Below are 16,686 nucleotides of genomic sequence, written 5' to 3' on the forward strand. Positions count from 1 at the left end.
GCTTAGGCGTCCGCCAACGCTGCGATCACCAATGAACTGCTGCGCTGGCAATAAGCCGACAGCACCTGGCGGATCTGCGGCAGGTCACGCGCCAGCACGGCGGCGAGCAGTTGCTCGAACAGCGCCAGGTACTCGCTCATGGACGCCTTGCGCTGATCCAGCGCCAGGTAATAGGCGCGGTTCATCGCCGGTTGCAGGTTTTCGACGGTTTCCTGCAAATACGGGTTATTGGCGAAGGGGTACGCGGCGCGCATCACATTGAAGCATTCTTCGACAAAGGCGCGGATGTCCTGGCGCTCGAAATTGCTCACCAGCCGCTGCTGGATCTGCACGAACGGCGCCATGTCGGCCTGGGTCTGCCAACCCAGGGCAACCGCATTGCCGAGCAGGATGTACAGCTCACTCATCAGCGTGCACAGGCTCTGCACCTTATGCGCGGTGAGTTCGGTGACGTGGGCGCCACGGCGCGGCAGGATCGCGATGAGGTGGCGGCGTTCGAGGATCAGCAAGGCTTCGCGCACGGACCCACGACTGACATTGAGTGCCAACGTGACTTTCTGTTCCTGGATCCGTTCCCCAGGCTTGAGATCGCCGCGAATGATGCGTTCGGCGAGGTGGTGAGCGATTTGCTCGGCGAGACTGTCCGGCGCCTTGAACGTCATGTTTTACCTTCAAAATCTTCTATCGGTACAAGCGCGGCAGTGTAGCGCATTGGCCCGCTGATGGCGCTACGCCCACGGGGGCGAATTTGGCATGAAATAAGCAATGTTTCAGGCGTACAAGCCCGCAAAAACACCGGTTCCAGAAGACTGAACCATAATTGAACGTGTTGTGAGCGCATTTTCTTGACCTTTAAGTCAGAAAACAATTGACCGAAAAGTCAGACATGACTAGATTCGGCGCAAAGCGGTTAACAACAATAATGAGTCTGCGAGGCCTTCCGTGATCCAGTTTTTACTCAACCAGGAACTCCGTAGCGAGCACGCCCTGGACCCCAACCTGACCGTGCTCGACTATTTGCGTGAGCACCTGGGCAAATCCGGTACCAAGGAAGGCTGCGCCAGCGGCGATTGTGGTGCGTGCACCGTGGTGATCGGCGAGTTGCATACGGACGATCAAGGCGCCGAGCAGATTCGTTATCGCAGCCTCAATTCGTGCCTCACTTTTGTTTCGTCCCTGCACGGCAAGCAGCTGATCAGCGTCGAAGACCTCAAGCACCAGGGCCAACTGCACAGCGTGCAACAGGCCATGGTCGAGTGCCACGGCTCGCAATGCGGCTTTTGCACTCCGGGTTTTGTGATGTCGTTGTTTGCCCTGCAAAAGAACAGTGACGCCCCCGACAGCGCCAAAGCCCATGAAGCCCTGGCTGGCAACTTGTGCCGCTGCACCGGTTACCGCCCGATCCTCGCCGCCGCCGAACAGGCCTGCTGCAACAAGCCGCAGGATCAATTCGACAACCGCCGGGCCGAGACCATTGCCCGCCTTAAAGCCATCGCCCCCACACAAACCGGCGAACTCAACAGTGGCGACAAGCGTTGCCTGGTGCCGCTCACCGTGGCCGACCTGGCCGATCTCTATGACGCCTACCCACAAGCGCGGCTGCTGGCCGGCGGTACCGACCTGGCGCTGGAAGTCACGCAGTTCCACCGCACGCTGCCGGTGATGATCTACGTGGGCAATATTGAAGAGATGAAGCGCGTCGAAACCTTCGACGACCGCCTGGAAATCGGCGCCGCCACCGCCCTGTCCGATTGCTACGCGGCGCTCAACCGCGAATACCCGGACTTCGGCGAACTGCTGCAGCGTTTTGCGTCCCTGCAAATCCGCAACCAGGGCACCCTGGGCGGCAATATCGGCAACGCCTCGCCGATTGGCGATTCACCGCCGCTGCTGATCGCCCTGGGCGCACGGATCGTGCTGTGCAAGGGCGAGACCCGCCGCACGCTGGCGCTGGAAGACTACTTCATCGACTACCGCGTCACCGCCCGCCAGGACAGTGAATTCATCGAGAAAATCATCGTGCCCAAGGGCCATTCACTGTTCCGTGCCTACAAGGTGTCCAAGCGCCTGGACGATGATATTTCGGCGGTGTGCGCGGCCTTCAACCTCAAGCTCGACAACGGCGTGATCAGCGATGCCCGCGTGGCGTTCGGCGGCATGGCGGCCACGCCAAAACGCGCCAAACACTGCGAAAGCGTACTGATTGGCGCCACCTGGAACGCCGCCACCGTGGAAAAAGCCTGCGCCGCCCTGGCCGAGGATTTCACCCCGCTGTCGGACTTCCGCGCCAGCAAGGAATACCGCCTGCTCAGCGCTCAGAACCTGTTGCGCAAGTACTTCATCGAACTGCAAACGCCGCACATCGAGACTCGGGTGACCGCTTATGTCTAATCATCACGCCGTGGAAAAAACCCAGGCCGAACTCGCCCAATTGTTCGCCCAGGACCTGACCACCGGGGTCGGTCGCAGCGTCAGGCACGACAGCGCCGCCAAGCACGTCAGCGGCGAGGCGCAGTACATCGACGACCGCCTGGAATTCCCCAACCAGTTGCACCTGTATGCGCGCCTGTCCGACCGCGCCCATGCACGCATCATCAGCATCGACACCGCGCCGTGCTACGCCTTCGACGGCGTGCGTATCGTCATTACCCACGAAGATGTACCGGGGCTCAAAGACATCGGCCCACTGCTGCCCGGCGACCCGCTGCTGGCCATCGACACCGTGCAGTTCGTCGGCCAGGTGGTGCTGGCCGTGGCCGCCCGCGACCTGGACACCGCACGCAAGGCCGCCATGGCTGCGGTGATCGAATACGAAGACCTGGAACCGGTGCTGGATGTGGTCGAGGCCTACCGCAACAAGCACTTCGTGCTCGACAGCCACACCCACCAGCGCGGGGATTCGGCCGGCGCACTGGCAGCGGCGAAAAACCGTATCCAGGGCACGCTGCACATCGGCGGCCAGGAACACTTCTACCTGGAAACCCAGATCTCCTCGGTGATGCCTACCGAAGACGGCGGCATGATCGTCTACTGCTCCACGCAGAACCCCACCGAGGTGCAGAAACTGGTGGCCGAGGTGCTGGACGTGTCGATGAACAAGATCGTCGTCGACATGCGCCGCATGGGCGGTGGTTTTGGCGGCAAGGAAACCCAGGCCGCCAGCCCCGCGTGCCTGTGTGCGGTGGTCGCGCGCCTCACCGGCCAGCCGACCAAGATGCGCCTGCCGCGTGCGGAAGACATGTTGATGACCGGCAAGCGCCATCCGTTCTACATTGAATACGACGTAGGTTTTGACGACAGCGGGCGCCTGCAGGGCATCAACCTGGAACTGGCGGGCAACTGCGGTTGCTCGCCGGACCTGTCCAACTCGATTGTCGACCGTGCGATGTTCCACGCCGATAACGCGTATTACCTGGGCGACGCCACGGTCAATGGCCACCGCTGCAAGACCAACACCGCGTCGAACACCGCCTACCGTGGTTTCGGCGGCCCGCAAGGCATGGTCGCCATCGAGGAAGTGATGGACACCATCGCCCGCCACCTGGCGCTGGACCCGCTGGCGGTGCGCAAGGCCAACTACTACGGCAAGACCGATCGTAACGTCACCCACTATTACCAGACTGTCGAGCACAACATGCTCGAAGAAATGACCGCCGAGCTTGAGGCCAGCAGCCAATACGCCGAGCGCCGCGAAGCGGTTCGCCGGTACAACGCCCACAGCCCGATCCTGAAGAAAGGCCTGGCACTGACCCCGGTAAAATTCGGTATTTCGTTCACCGCCAGCTTTCTCAACCAGGCCGGTGCGCTTATCCATATCTACACCGACGGCAGCATCCACCTTAACCACGGCGGTACCGAAATGGGCCAGGGCCTGAACACCAAGGTCGCCCAGGTAGTGGCCGAAGTGTTTCAGGTCGACATCGACCGGGTGCAGATCACCGCCACCAACACCGACAAGGTACCCAACACCTCGCCGACCGCTGCCTCCAGCGGCGCCGACCTGAACGGCAAGGCCGCCCAGAACGCCGCCGAAACCATCAAACAGCGCCTGGTGGAATTTGCCGCCCGCAAGTACGACGTCAGCGAAGCGGATGTGCAATTCCATAACGGCCACGTGCGTGTGCGCGAGCAGATCCTGACCTTTGAGGCACTGATCCAGCAGGCGTATTTCGCCCAAGTCTCCCTGTCGAGCACGGGTTTCTACAAGACCCCGAAAATCTTCTACGACCGCAGCCAGTCACGCGGGCGACCGTTCTATTACTACGCCTTTGGCGCGGCCTGCTGCGAAGTGCTCGTCGACACCCTGACCGGCGAATACAAGATGCTGCGTACCGACATCCTCCACGATGTCGGCGCCTCGCTGAACCCGGCCATCGACATCGGTCAGGTGGAGGGCGGTTTCATCCAGGGCATGGGTTGGCTGACCATGGAAGAGCTGGTGTGGAACAACAAGGGCAAGCTGATGACCTGCGGCCCGGCCAGCTACAAGATCCCGGCCGTGGCGGACATGCCCTTGGACCTGCGCGTGAAGCTGGTGGAAAACCGCAAGAACCCGGAAGACACCGTGTTCCATTCCAAGGCCGTGGGCGAACCACCGTTCATGCTCGGGATTGCTTCGTGGTGCGCGATCAAGGATGCCGTGGCGAGCCTGGGAAATTATCGTCATCAGCCGCAGATCGATGCGCCGGCGACACCGGAGCGGGTGTTGTGGGGGTGTGAGCAGATGCGGCGGTTGCAGGCGGTTGTGCCTGTAGAGACTGAAACCGAATTGGCTTCGCTTTAGACCGAGGCGCTGCCATCGGGGGCAAGCCCCCTCCCACATGGGAATGCATTCCAAATGTGGGAGGGGGCTTGCCCCCGATGACGGCCTGACAGACACCACAAGAGGTGACTATGAACAACTGGATCAGTGCCCTCGCCGACCTGCAAAACCAAGGCGAACCCTGCGTACTGGTGACCATCGTCGAAGAACTCGGCTCCACCCCACGCAACGCCGGTTCCAAAATGGTGATCAGCGCCGCCCAGACCTTCGACACCATCGGTGGCGGACATCTGGAATACAAAGCCATGCAAATCGCCCGAGACATGCTCGCGCGCGGCCAACAGAACACTCACCTGGAGCGTTTCAGCCTGGGGGCGAGCCTGGGCCAGTGTTGCGGCGGCGTGACGGTGCTGCTGTTCGAACCCATGGGTCAGGTGCAGGCGCAGATTGCGGTGTTCGGCGCCGGCCATGTCGGCCGCGCGCTGGTGCCGCTGCTGGCAAGCCTGCCATGCCGGGTACGCTGGATCGATTCGCGTGAGCAGGAGTTTCCGGAGCATATCCCTCAGGGCGTACGTAAAATCGTCAGTGAAGAGCCGGTCGATGAAATCGCCGACCTGCCGGCGGGCAGTTACTGCATTGTCATGACCCACAATCACGCGCTGGACCTGGAACTCACCGCCGCCCTGCTCAAGCGCAATGACTTCGCCTACTTCGGCCTGATCGGTTCGAAGACCAAACGCGTCAAGTTCGAACACCGCCTGCGTGACCGCGGCTTCGACGCCGCGCAACTGCAACGCATGCGCTGCCCCATGGGCCTCGCCGAGGTGAAGGGCAAATTGCCGGTGGAGATCGCCATCTCCATCGCCGGGGAAATCATCGCCACCTATAACGCCCATTTCGGCCAGCACACTGCAGGCGCCGAACCTATTGCCAAACTGCTGCCGGTGTCACGCCGCAGCCACGCCACGCATTGAGATGACCATGCCTTTGACTCGTAAAGCCTACCGCGCCGCCATCCTGCACAGCCTCGCCGACCCCGCCGAAGTGGGCATTGAGGCGTCCTATGAATACTTCGAAGACGGCCTGCTGGTGATCGACAACGGCCAGATCAGCGCCTTGGGTCACGCCAGTGAGCTGCTGCCGACCCTGCCGGCCGATATCGACATTACCCATTACCAGGACGCGCTGATCACCCCTGGCCTGATCGACACGCATATCCACCTGCCGCAAACCGGCATGGTCGGTGCCTATGGCGAGCAGTTGCTGGATTGGCTCAATACCTACACGTTTCCGTGTGAAAGCCAGTTCGCCGACAAGGCCCATGCCGAAGAAGTGGCGGACATCTTTATCAAGGAACTGCTGCGCAACGGCACCACCACCGCGCTGGTATTCGGCAGCGTGCACCCGCAGTCGGTGAATTCGTTTTTTGAAGCAGCCGAGAAACTCGACCTGCGTATGATCGCCGGCAAGGTGATGATGGACCGCAACGCACCGGACTATCTCACCGACACCGCCGAATCCGGCTACCAGGAAAGCAAGGCACTGATCGAGCGCTGGCATGGCAAGGGCCGTCTGCACTATGCGGTCACGCCGCGTTTCGCGCCGACCAGCACACCGGAGCAATTGACGCTGGCCGGGCAACTGCTGGGGGAGTACCCGGACCTGTACATGCAGACCCACATCAGTGAGAACAAGCAGGAAGTCGAATGGGTGAAAGCGCTGTTCCCCGAGCGCAACGGCTACCTGGATGTGTATGACCACTACAAACTGCTCGGTGAGCGTTCGGTGCTCGCTCACGGTGTACATCTGTGCGATGACGAATGCGCGCGGCTGGCGGAGACCGGTTCGGCGATCGCCTTTTGCCCGACGTCGAACTTCTTCCTCGGCAGTGGCCTGTTCAACCTGCCGATGGCGGAGAAACACAAATTGAACGTAGGTCTGGGCACGGATGTGGGCGGTGGTACCAGTTTCTCCCTGCTGCAAACCCTGAACGAAGCCTACAAGGTCATGCAGTTGCAGGGCGCGCGGTTGAGCCCGTTCAAGTCGCTGTACCTGGCGACGCTGGGTGGCGCGCGGGCGCTGCGTTTGGAAGACAAGATCGGTACGTTGCAACCGGGTACCGATGCAGACTTTCTGGTGCTGGACTACAACGCCACGCCGCTGCTGAGCTATCGCTTGAAGCAGGCCAATAACATTGCCGAGACGTTGTTCGTGCTGATGACGCTGGGGGATGATCGGGCGGTGTTGCAGACGTATGCGGCGGGGCAACTCGTGCACCAACGCTGATCTCAACCGCCCCTCCCACATTTTGTGCAGGGTGAGCCAGGGCAATTACAGCTTGACTGAAGAACGCCCCGGCTTCTTGGTCTGCAACAGATGCGAGAACACCGCATGCAAATCATCCGACGCGCTCTCTTCATCGAGGTTGAGCTTGCTGTCGATATGATCCATGTGATGCATCATCAGGTTCACCGCCAGCGCCGCGTCGCGGGCTTCGATCGCATCGATCAATTGGGTGTGCTCATCGTAGGAACAGTGCGAGCGGTTGCCACTTTCGTACTGGGCGATAATCAACGAGGTCTGGGACACCAGGCTGCGCTGGAAGCTGATCAGCGGCGCGTTCTTCGCCGCTTCGGCCAGCTTGAGGTGGAATTCGCCGGAGAGGCGGATGCCCGCCCCGCGGTCGCCACGGGAAAAACTGTCGCGCTCGTCGTTGACCATCTGGCGCAACTCGGCCAGTTGTTCAGCGGTGGCGTGCTGCACCGCCAACTCGGTTATCGCCCGCTCCACCAGCCGCCGCGCGAGAAACACCTGGCGCGCTTCTTCGACACTGGGGCTGGCCACCACCGCACCGCGATTGGGCCGCAGCAGCACCACGCCCTCATGGGCCAGGCGCGACAGAGCGCGACGAATGATGGTGCGGCTCACGCCGAAGATTTCGCCCAGTGCCTCTTCGCTCAATTTGGTTCCGGGCGCCAGGCGTTGTTCGAGGATGGCCTCGAAGATATGTGCATAGACGATATCGTCCTGGGTCCCGCTGCGACCGGCCTTGCCGGCTCGCGGTTGTTTCTTGAGAGGTTGCAACTGTTCGTTCATGGGCACTCGGGTAGGGAGAACGGCGGCGAATTAACGGTAATACGGTGACTTGTAAGGTAATACGGCAACAATGGGGTCGCTGGCAAGTATCACCTAAAAGCGTGGCACATTGTACACAACCCGATGCGCCAACACACTGTACGGCTGTTTGCGGCCTCGGCTGTATTGCAATGACGGGTTACGTTTGAGTTTAGGCTTGAATCCGCAATTTCTCCGGTAAAAGGAACACCTCCCCATGACCGACGCCACTCAAGCGCCCTTGCGCCCGCTGGCCGACACGTCCCCCTCGGCGATCGTTGCCGGCTTTATCGCCATGATGACCGGCTACACCAGCTCCCTGGTGCTGATGTTCCAGGCCGGTCAGGCCGCCGGTTTGACCACGGCGCAGATTTCTTCATGGATCTGGGCGATTTCCATCGGCATGGCGGTGTGCAGCATCGGCTTGTCCCTGCGCTATCGCACACCGATCACCATCGCCTGGTCCACCCCCGGCGCAGCGCTGCTGATCACCAGCCTGGGTGGCGTGAGTTATGGCGAGGCCATCGGGGCCTACATCACCTGCGCGGTGCTGGTGACGATCTGCGGGTTGACCGGCAGCTTTGAAAAGCTGGTCAAGCGTATTCCGGCGTCGCTGGCGGCGGCGCTGCTGGCAGGGATCCTGTTCAAGATCGGCAGCGAGATTTTCGTCGCCGCGCAACATCGCACCGGGCTGGTACTGGGGATGTTTTTCACCTACCTGATCATCAAGCGCCTGTCGCCACGCTATGCGGTGTTGGCGGCCCTGATCATCGGCACCCTGCTGTCGGGGCTGATGGGGCTGCTGGACTTCAGCGGTTTTCACCTGGAAGTGGCGACACCGGTTTGGACCACCCCGCACTTCTCGCTGGCCGCGACCATCAGCATTGGCATCCCGCTGTTCGTGGTGGCGATGACCTCGCAAAACATGCCGGGCGTCGCCGTATTGCGGGCTGACGGCTACACCGTGCCCGCCTCGCCGCTGATCACCGCGACCGGCCTGGCCTCGCTGGTGCTGGCGCCGTTCGGCTCCCACGGCATCAACCTGGCGGCAATCAGCGCGGCCATCTGCACCGGGCCCCATGCCCATGAAGACCGTAACAAGCGCTACACGGCGGCCGTGTGGTGCGGGGTGTTCTACGGGATTGCCGGGGTGTTCGGCGCCACCTTGGCGGCACTGTTCGCCGCACTGCCCAAGGAACTGGTGCTGTCGATTGCGGCCCTGGCGTTGTTTGGCTCGATCATCAATGGCTTGAGCATCGCCATGAATGAACCGAAGGAGCGGGAAGCGGCGCTGATCACCTTTATGGTCACGGCGTCCGGCTTGACGTTGTTTTCCATCGGCTCGGCGTTCTGGGGGATTGTGGCGGGGGTGTTGACGCTGTTGATTCTGAATTGGCGCAAGGCATAAAAAAACGGCGACCCTGAGGTCGCCGTCTTTTTCAGTATCACTTAGCCGCGTTGATCGGCTTTTCCGGATACCACACGTCCAGCAGCGGGCTGACTTCAGCGCTTTTCAGTTCGCTGCGGCCTTTGAGCCAGCCTTCAACAGCTGCGCGCTGTTCTTCGTTGACCGAGCCGCGCTTCTGCAGGCAAACCAGACCGAAGTCATCGCCGCCGACATAGCCCAGGCCGTTGGCTTCCATGGCTTCTTTGATGAATGCTTCGAGGAAAGCATCGGTAGCTTCTTCACTCAGGCCTTCTTTGAAGTCCAGGTTCAGTTCGAAACCCAGCTCTTGAAATTCATCAACGCACAGTTTTTTGCGCAGACGCTGGGAACGGTTAGTCGCCATTGGAACAATCCTCTTAAGTAATAACGGCCGGCACTCTAGCAGTTTAAGGCGGCGATTGCCCGACTCTCTGGGACGGGCGGCACAATGCCGGCAAAAAAAACGCCGATTTGCAGCTATCGTTCAGCCACAAGTGCCGCTGCCTTGGGGCATAATGCCGACACTTTCATGACCATTGAGGGATTTTCATCCATACCCCTCGCCTTTTCACCCGCCTTCAGCAGCAGGGTTTCACTTCTTATGATCAAATCTTTGCGTCCATTATTGCTTGCCGGTTTTCTACTGCCCCTGGCCTTCTGCGCTACCGCCGCCCCGATCAACAACACCTTGCCTCCCAATGTCCAGCAGGCGCTGGCAAAAGCCAAACTGCAAAACACCGCATTATCCCTGGTGATGATCCCACTGAACGGCCCTGGCACCGCCACCGTCTTCAACGCCGACGTGTCGGTCAACCCTGCGTCCACCATGAAGCTGATCACCACCTACGCGGCCCTGGAAATGCTCGGCCCCAACCACCAGTGGAAAACCGAGTTCTACACCGACGGCACCCTCAGCGGTGGCGTGCTGCACGGCAACCTGTACCTCAAGGGCGGCGGCGATCCCAAACTGAACATGGAAAAACTCTGGCTGCTGATGCGCGACCTGCGCGCCAACGGCGTGCAGCAAGTCACCGGTGACCTGGTGCTGGACCGCGGTTTCTTCATCCCGCCGCAATTGCCCGAGTTCAACGACGATGGCAATGACGAGAACAAACCGTTCCTGGTCAAGCCGGACGCACTGCTGGTCAACCTCAAGGCCCTGCGTTTTGTGACGCGCAATGACGCCGGGCGGGTGCTGGTGTCGGTCGAGCCACCGATTGCCAGCATTCGCATCGACAACCAGGTAAAAGTCTCCAACGCCAAGCAATGCACCGGCGACGTACGCTACAGCCCGGTCACGGCCGCCGATGGCAGCGTGACGGTGACCGTCAGCGGCCAGTTGGCCGACGGCTGCAGCTCACAAACCTACCTGTCGCTGCTGGACCACGCCACCTATACGGCCGGTGCCGTACGCGCGATCTGGAAGGAATTGGGCGGCAGCATCCAGGGCCGTGATATCCAGGCGCCGGTGCCCAAGGACGCCAAAGTGCTGGCCCGAGCGTTTTCGCCGGACCTGGCGGAAATCATCCGCGACATCAACAAATACAGTAACAACACCATGGCCCAGCAGCTGTTCCTGAGCCTGGGCGCGCAGTTTCGCAACGATGCCGACGGCGACGATGCCAAGGCTGCGCAACGCGTGGTGCGCCAATGGCTGGCGAAAAAAGGCATCACCGCACCGCACCTGGTGATGGAAAACGGTTCCGGCCTGTCCCGCGCCGAACGGGTCAGTGCCCGCGAGATGGCGGCGATGCTGCAGGCAGCATGGAAAAGCCCCTACGCGGCGGAGTTCATCAGCTCGATGCCGATCGCCGGCACCGACGGCACCATGCGCAAGCGCCTGAAGACCACTGCCATGCGCGGCGAAGCCCACGTCAAGACCGGCACCTTGAACACCGTGCGTGCCATCGCCGGGTTCAGCCGCGATAACAACGGCAATACCTGGGCGGTGGTGGCGATTCTCAACGATCCAAAGCCGTGGGGCGCTTCGTCGGTGCTGGATCAGGTGCTGCTGGACCTGTATCGCCAGCCTAAACTGGCAGCGGCTGCCCCAGTGCTCTAACAAACACCGCCCCGGGAAGCGACGCCGGACAAATGTGGAAAGGGGCTTGCCCTAATGCCAGTCAATTAAGGAAGGGGTAAAAAGTGATCTGTGCCGAGGGAGCTTGCTCCCGTTGGACTGCGCAGCAGTCCCATTCTTTGTAAACAAGAGCGGGGCCGCTTCGCGGCCCAACGGGAGCAAGCTCCCTCGCCACAAATACAGTGTTGTCCCTTAACTGACTGGCATCAGGGCAAGCCCCCTTCCCCATTTTCACGCCTGTACTTTCTCTGCCTCCACCCGATCCCTGCCCGCCTGCTTGGCCACGTACACCGCCGAGTCGGCGCGCAACAGCAACCCGTCGATGCCCTCATCGACGCGCCAACTGGCCACGCCGAAGCTGGCGGTCACGATGCCCACCGGCTCCATCGGCGCGTTGCGCAGCACCCGCCACAAATCCTCCGCCAGGCTGTAGGCCTGTTCGCCATCGGTGCCGGGACACAGCACCATGAACTCCTCACCACCCAAACGGCAGAACACATCGGTGCGGCGCAAACGTTGACTGATGCGCTTGCACAGTTCCTGCAATACCCCATCACCGACCGCGTGCCCGTACTTATCGTTGATGCGCTTGAAATGATCGATATCCAGCATGATCACCGACAAGGCCCCGGACGTACGGTTGACCCTTACCATCTCGGCCTTGAGACGATCCTGGAAATACCGACGGTTGTGAATCCCGGTCAGGGAATCGGTGATGGACAGCGCGCGCAGTTCTTCTTCAACACGCTTGAGATCGGAGATATCCGACACGTAACCGTGCCACAGCGTACCGCCGCCCGGTAATTCCTCGGGGGTCGCTTCGCCACGAATCCAGCGTAAACCGCGTTGTGGCAACTGCACGCGGTACTCTTCGCGCCAATGACTCAACTGCAACGCCGACAAACGAATCGACGCGCGCACGCGCTCCACGTCCAGCGGGTGAATACGCTCGAAAGCCTTCTTCGCGTCCTGCTGCAACACGCCTGTCTCGATTTCGTAAATGTCGCGCATACCATCACTGGCGTAGATAAAGCGCCAGTTTTCCTGAGGTTCCAGGGTGAATTGAAAGATCCCGCCGGGTACGTGGGCGCTGAGTTTCTTGAGCAAGCGATCGCGCGCGGCCAACGCTTCGTAGGCGCGCTTCTGCTCGGTGATGTCGAGGTAAATCGCCAAATGCCCGACCCATAAGCCGTGATCATCCAGCAACACGGTGGCCAGCATGTTCACGGTCAACGGGCTGCCGTCCAAGCGTATCAACGTCCATTCACGGGCTTCATGCAAGGAGTCGGGGCTTTCGACCAGCATCGCCTGGTTCGCGGGAATACGTTTGCCCAGGGTCACACTCAGGCTGGCGGAGCGCGCTTCCAGTTCTGGTGCCAGGTGCAGGCTCTCCAGGGTCAACCGCCCCACCACCTGCTCGGCGCTGAACCCGAGCATCTGCTCGGCACCGGCATTGAAGGTGTTGATGACACCGCGCAGGTCGGTGGCAATGATCGCGACCTGAGTGGCGGCGTTCAGCACGCTGCGCAGTTGACCATGGGCGCCGCGCAACTCCTGTTCGCGCTGGTGCAACTGCGCGGTGCGCTGCTCCACCAGCTTGAGCGCGCGCTGGCGCTGGCTGACCAACACGTAGAGCAAGGCGCTGAACAACAGGCTGAGCAGCCCACCCATGGTCAGGACAGTCGTCAGCGAGGAATGGTTGGCCTGGGCGAACACCTGGCTCGGACGCAGGGTCAGGGCGTAGACGTGGTCACCCAGGGTGAGGCGGCGCGCGCCGACCAGCTCACTGTCCGCCGGGGCATTGCTGGAAGCGTACAGCACGCGTTTTTGCACATCGGAGGTATCGACGATCTGCATCACCAGGTTGTCCCGCGCAGGCTTGGGCAAGCCGTCGGCCACCAGTTGGCGCATGCTGATCACCGCCATCACGTAGCCACGCACCTCAGTCGCCGACCGTTCGGAGGCGACCGGGGCTACGAGCAGCACTCCGGCGGCGTACGCGGGCTCCACGCCCACCAGCTGCATGGGTTGGGACACCGCCAAACCACCGCTCGTCTGCGCACGCTCAAGAGCTGAGCGTCGCAGGGGCTGGGCCATAAGGTCAAAGCCCAGGGGTGAGCCCACCAGGCTTTGTGTCTGAATGTAGAGTACTGGCACGTATTCATCGCGCGCAGGCGCAGGGGCCAACTCACCGGCGGAGTTCAATTCACGGATCGCAAAGGGCTCGCCGCGCAGGCGTGACTCCTCCTGCTCAAACCGGCTGCGCTGCTCGCGAAACACCCGAGGGGCCCAGGCATAGGCGCGGGCACGCAGCAATAAAGGCTGGGCGAAGCCATCGAACTCTTCGCGGGACACATCGCTGGAGTTGACGAAGAACCGTCGCAGGCTGTTCAAGCGTTGCTCCTGATCTTCGAAGCGCTCCTGCAGGCGGGTATAGCGCTCGTTGACCAGCAACTGAAAGCGCTGGCGCACCTGTTGCTGGTAGAGATCGGAGGCGGCCCAGGCAACGATGACCGTCAAGGCACACCCTGCCAAAAACACCACCAATGCCACCAGCCAGGCCGAGGCCTGTTCACTGATAAAACCTAGGATTTTCGGGCGGACGGCTTGCAACGACATAAGCAACACTCACAACGCCAGCGTGCGGGGGGTGTCACTTTGGCTAGGCCTTAAGTTATAGCTATCACCCCAGGGTTTGACCAGCGCAAAAAAGCCGCAAGCGCGGAATAAACCAGGCTTACGGCTTTTTGGCTACGCCTTATCAGCGAGCGGTGATTTTCCAGGCCCGGTGGATCTTGGCATTGCGCGCAAAATCCGGGTCGATGGTCTTGTCGCTGATTTCCTCGACCGCGTAGCGGGCGCTGAGGTTGTCCTCGAGCGCGAACTTGCGGAAGTTGTTCGAGAAGTACAGCACGCCGCCCGGCGCGAGGCGGGCCATGGCCAGGTCGAGCAACTGTACATGGTCACGCTGCACGTCGAAGATGCCTTCCATGCGCTTGGAGTTGGAGAAGGTTGGCGGGTCGATGAAGATCAGGTCGAACTCATCACGGCTGGCCTCCAGCCACGCCATCACGTCACCCTGCTCCAGGCGGTTCTTGTCGGAGAACCCGTTGAGGGAGAAGTTGCGACGGGCCCAGTCCAGGTAGGTCTTGGACAGGTCGACGCTGGTGGTGCTGCGCGCCCCGCCCTTGGCGGCGTGCACACTCGCGGTGGCGGTGTAGCAATACAGGTTGAGGAAACGCTTGCCGGCCGCTTCTTTCTGAATACGCATGCGCATCGGGCGGTGGTCGAGGAACAGACCGGTGTCCAGGTAATCGGTGAGGTTGACCAGCAACTTCACGCCGCCTTCGCTGACCTCGGTGAACTTGCCCTGGGCGCTCTGGCGCTCGTACTGCTTGGTGCCGCTCTGACGCTCGCGACGTTTGACCACCACGCGGTTCTTGTCGATGTTCAGCGCCTGGGGAATCGCCGCCAGCGCATCGAACATGCGTGCAGAGGCTTTTTCCGGGTCGATGGACTTGGGCGCGGCATATTCCTGTACATGGACCCAATCGTGGTACAGGTCGATGGCCATGGAGTATTCGGGCATATCGGCGTCATACACGCGGTAGCAATCCACGCCTTCGCGCTTGGCCCACTTGCCCAGCAACTTGAGGTTCTTCTGCAAGCGGTTGGCGAACATCTGCCCGCCTTCGCTCAAGCGTGCCTGCTCGACCACCGGGGCCGGAGCGGGCTTGATCGGGTTACCGTTCTTGTTGTACTGGCGTTCCAGCGGCTCGGTCGGCGCCTGGTCGTAGGCGGCCTGCTCGCGTTCGGCCTGGCGCTGCTCCGGGGTACGCCGCTCGCCGGTGACGAACTGGTCCGGGTTGACCTTGATCAGCAACAACTTGCACGGCAAGGCGCCGTTCCAGAACGAATACTGTTTGTGGCTGCGGATGCCCATGCGCTTGCCCAGGTCCGGCGCGCCGGTGAACACCGCCGCCTCCCAGCCCATGCACGCCTGGCGCAGACGCTCGCCAAGGTTCTGGTAGAGGTACAACAGGCTGGCTTCATCCCCCAGGCGCTCGCCGTAGGGTGGGTTGCAGATCACCAGGCCTTTCTGGTTCTGGTCCGGGCGCGGTTCGAAGGTGCCCACTTCGCCCTGATACACCTTGATCCAGTGGCTCAGGCCTGCGCGCTCGATGTTGTTACGCGCGGGCTGGATCAGGCGCGGGTCGGCCTCATAGCCACGAATCCACAGCGGCGCTTTGTTCATGCCGACAGCCGCGCGTTCGGCCGCCTCGGTGTGCAGTTTTTTCCACAGTGCCGGGACGTGACCAAGCCAAGTGGTGAAGCCCCACAGTTCGCGGTTCAGGTTGGGGGCCATGTCGGCGGCGATCATCGCGCCTTCGACCAGGAAGGTGCCGACGCCGCACATCGGGTCGGTCAGCGCGCCGCCTTCGGCAGCGATACGCGGCCAGCCGGAACGGATCAGGATCGCGGCCGCCAGGTTTTCCTTCAGCGGCGCCGCACCTTGCTGCAAGCGATAACCGCGTTGGTGCAGACTGTGGCCGGAGAGGTCGAGGGACAGGATGGCTTCGCCACGGTCCAGGCGCAGATGGATGCGCAGGTCCGGGTTGATTTTGTCGATGGACGGACGTTCGCCGGTCGGGGTGCGCAATTTATCGACAATCGCATCCTTGACCTTCAGCGCGCCGAAGTGGGTGTTGTCGATGCCCGAGCCGTGGCCGCTGAATTCCACCGCCAGTGTACCGTCGGGGACCATGTGGTCGGCCCATTCGATATCCAGCACGCCGTGGTACAGGTCCTCGGCATCCTTCATCGGAAAGCGCTTGAGCACCAGCAGCACACGGTTGGCCAAGCGCGACCAGAGGCACAGGCGGTAGGCGGTTTCCATGTCGGCCATGCCGCGCACGGCCGAGGTGTGCTCGCGGGCGTCCTCAAGGCCAAGCCCGACGGCTTCCTCGATCAGCAGGCCTTCGAGGCCCTTGGGGCAGGTGAGGAAGAGTTCAAAACGGTCCGACATGGGCATTCCAGGCTTTTCAGCAATAGATGAACGGGCGACGCATCGCCGGCTCGGTTTTCAATCAAGCACTTTTCTTGAAGAGTGCTCGCGTGGCACGAATGTGCCGCTCCACCCTGTCTGACGGGCCCTTGGGCCTTTATTGACGGGGCAGAAGAAGAATTTGAAGCAACAAAAAGAAATATTCCGACCCTTCGTCGAATAATAACCGACTGCAACAGGCGGGCATTCTCAGCCAGGGTTTGAATCTTTTTTCTTGGCAGGGTGCATCATAGCTGGCT

Annotated in this window: 11 protein-coding genes and 1 pseudogene; 6 read left to right on the forward strand and 6 right to left on the reverse strand. The window is 61.4% G+C overall.

All coding sequences use genetic code 11. The features are described 5' to 3' along the window. Window positions 1–2: 2 nt before the first annotated feature. Window positions 3–662 (reverse strand): GntR family transcriptional regulator, encoded by a 660-nt coding sequence (locus PSH66_RS21820; protein WP_003175494.1) that lies wholly within the window; start codon window positions 660–662, stop codon window positions 3–5. Window positions 663–942: 280 nt separating this feature from the next. On the opposite strand from PSH66_RS21820, the gene xdhA reads away from it, so the two are divergent. The 4 genes from xdhA to guaD all read left to right on the forward strand — a co-directional run bounded on the left by xdhA (window position 943) and on the right by guaD (window position 7,048). Continuing rightward, window positions 943–2,391, forward strand: coding sequence for a xanthine dehydrogenase small subunit (gene xdhA, locus PSH66_RS21825; protein ID WP_141063529.1), 1,449 nt, complete (start codon window positions 943–945; stop codon window positions 2,389–2,391). Continuing rightward, complete coding sequence (xdhB, locus tag PSH66_RS21830; RefSeq protein ID WP_305427649.1) at window positions 2,384–4,783, forward strand: xanthine dehydrogenase molybdopterin binding subunit; 2,400 nt, start codon at window positions 2,384–2,386, stop codon at window positions 4,781–4,783. The genes xdhA and xdhB overlap by 8 nt, the downstream gene beginning before the upstream one ends. A gap of 110 nt (window positions 4,784–4,893) precedes the next feature. Further along, on the forward strand, window positions 4,894–5,736 hold the full coding sequence (gene xdhC, locus PSH66_RS21835; RefSeq protein WP_003175497.1) for a xanthine dehydrogenase accessory protein XdhC: 843 nt from the start codon (window positions 4,894–4,896) through the stop codon (window positions 5,734–5,736). Window positions 5,737–5,743: 7 nt separating this feature from the next. Then, window positions 5,744–7,048 (forward strand): guanine deaminase, encoded by a 1,305-nt coding sequence (guaD, locus tag PSH66_RS21840; RefSeq protein ID WP_003175498.1) that lies wholly within the window; start codon window positions 5,744–5,746, stop codon window positions 7,046–7,048. A 45-nt stretch (window positions 7,049–7,093) separates the two neighbouring features. Here guaD and PSH66_RS21845 read toward each other — a convergent pair whose 3' ends face one another. After that, window positions 7,094–7,858, reverse strand: coding sequence for a GntR family transcriptional regulator (locus PSH66_RS21845; RefSeq protein ID WP_003175499.1), 765 nt, complete (start codon window positions 7,856–7,858; stop codon window positions 7,094–7,096). A gap of 235 nt (window positions 7,859–8,093) precedes the next feature. On the opposite strand from PSH66_RS21845, the gene PSH66_RS21850 reads away from it, so the two are divergent. Then, window positions 8,094–9,284, forward strand: a complete 1,191-nt coding sequence (locus tag PSH66_RS21850) for a benzoate/H(+) symporter BenE family transporter (RefSeq protein ID WP_003175500.1) — start codon at window positions 8,094–8,096, stop codon at window positions 9,282–9,284. A gap of 37 nt (window positions 9,285–9,321) precedes the next feature. Here the strand turns inward: PSH66_RS21850 and PSH66_RS21855 are convergent, their stop codons facing one another. Further along, the gene (locus tag PSH66_RS21855; RefSeq protein WP_003175501.1) at window positions 9,322–9,666 is read right to left on the reverse strand and encodes a YggL family protein; all 345 of its coding nucleotides are present in this window, start codon (window positions 9,664–9,666) and stop codon (window positions 9,322–9,324) included. 237 nt (window positions 9,667–9,903) lie between these two features. Here PSH66_RS21855 and dacB point away from each other — a divergent pair, with 237 nt between their 5' ends. Continuing rightward, window positions 9,904–11,364 (forward strand): D-alanyl-D-alanine carboxypeptidase/D-alanyl-D-alanine-endopeptidase, encoded by a 1,461-nt coding sequence (gene dacB / locus PSH66_RS21860; protein ID WP_042945130.1) that lies wholly within the window; start codon window positions 9,904–9,906, stop codon window positions 11,362–11,364. Window positions 11,365–11,448: 84 nt separating this feature from the next. Here dacB and PSH66_RS30245 read toward each other — a convergent pair. The 3 genes and pseudogenes from PSH66_RS30245 to rlmKL all read right to left on the reverse strand — a co-directional run. Continuing rightward, window positions 11,449–11,559: pseudogene (locus PSH66_RS30245) on the reverse strand (N-acetyltransferase); the annotation flags it as partial. Window positions 11,560–11,613: 54 nt separating this feature from the next. Next, complete coding sequence (locus PSH66_RS21865; RefSeq protein ID WP_305427650.1) at window positions 11,614–14,001, reverse strand: GGDEF domain-containing protein; 2,388 nt, start codon at window positions 13,999–14,001, stop codon at window positions 11,614–11,616. Between the two features lie 142 nt (window positions 14,002–14,143). Next, entirely contained in the window at window positions 14,144–16,408 is a 2,265-nt protein-coding gene (gene rlmKL / locus PSH66_RS21870) for a bifunctional 23S rRNA (guanine(2069)-N(7))-methyltransferase RlmK/23S rRNA (guanine(2445)-N(2))-methyltransferase RlmL (RefSeq protein ID WP_042945135.1), read from the reverse strand. Window positions 16,409–16,686 lie beyond the last annotated feature (278 nt).

This window comes from Pseudomonas sp. FP597 (assembly GCF_030687435.1).
Lineage (GTDB): Bacteria > Pseudomonadota > Gammaproteobacteria > Pseudomonadales > Pseudomonadaceae > Aquipseudomonas > Aquipseudomonas lactucae.

Bases quoted from the DNA above. Each gene is read 5' to 3' on its own strand.
- PSH66_RS21820 (WP_003175494.1), bottom strand. From the start codon at position 662: ATGACGTTCAAGGCGCCGGACAGTCTCGCCGAGCAAATCGCTCACCAC.
- xdhB (WP_305427649.1), top strand. From the start codon at position 2,384: ATGTCTAATCATCACGCCGTGGAAAAAACCCAGGCCGAACTCGCCCAA.
- xdhC (WP_003175497.1), top strand. From the start codon at position 4,894: ATGAACAACTGGATCAGTGCCCTCGCCGACCTGCAAAACCAAGGCGAA.
- guaD (WP_003175498.1), top strand. From the start codon at position 5,744: ATGCCTTTGACTCGTAAAGCCTACCGCGCCGCCATCCTGCACAGCCTC.
- PSH66_RS21845 (WP_003175499.1), bottom strand. From the start codon at position 7,858: ATGAACGAACAGTTGCAACCTCTCAAGAAACAACCGCGAGCCGGCAAG.
- PSH66_RS21850 (WP_003175500.1), top strand. From the start codon at position 8,094: ATGACCGACGCCACTCAAGCGCCCTTGCGCCCGCTGGCCGACACGTCC.
- PSH66_RS21855 (WP_003175501.1), bottom strand. From the start codon at position 9,666: ATGGCGACTAACCGTTCCCAGCGTCTGCGCAAAAAACTGTGCGTTGAT.
- dacB (WP_042945130.1), top strand. From the start codon at position 9,904: ATGATCAAATCTTTGCGTCCATTATTGCTTGCCGGTTTTCTACTGCCC.
- PSH66_RS21865 (WP_305427650.1), bottom strand. From the start codon at position 14,001: ATGTCGTTGCAAGCCGTCCGCCCGAAAATCCTAGGTTTTATCAGTGAA.
- rlmKL (WP_042945135.1), bottom strand. From the start codon at position 16,408: ATGTCGGACCGTTTTGAACTCTTCCTCACCTGCCCCAAGGGCCTCGAA.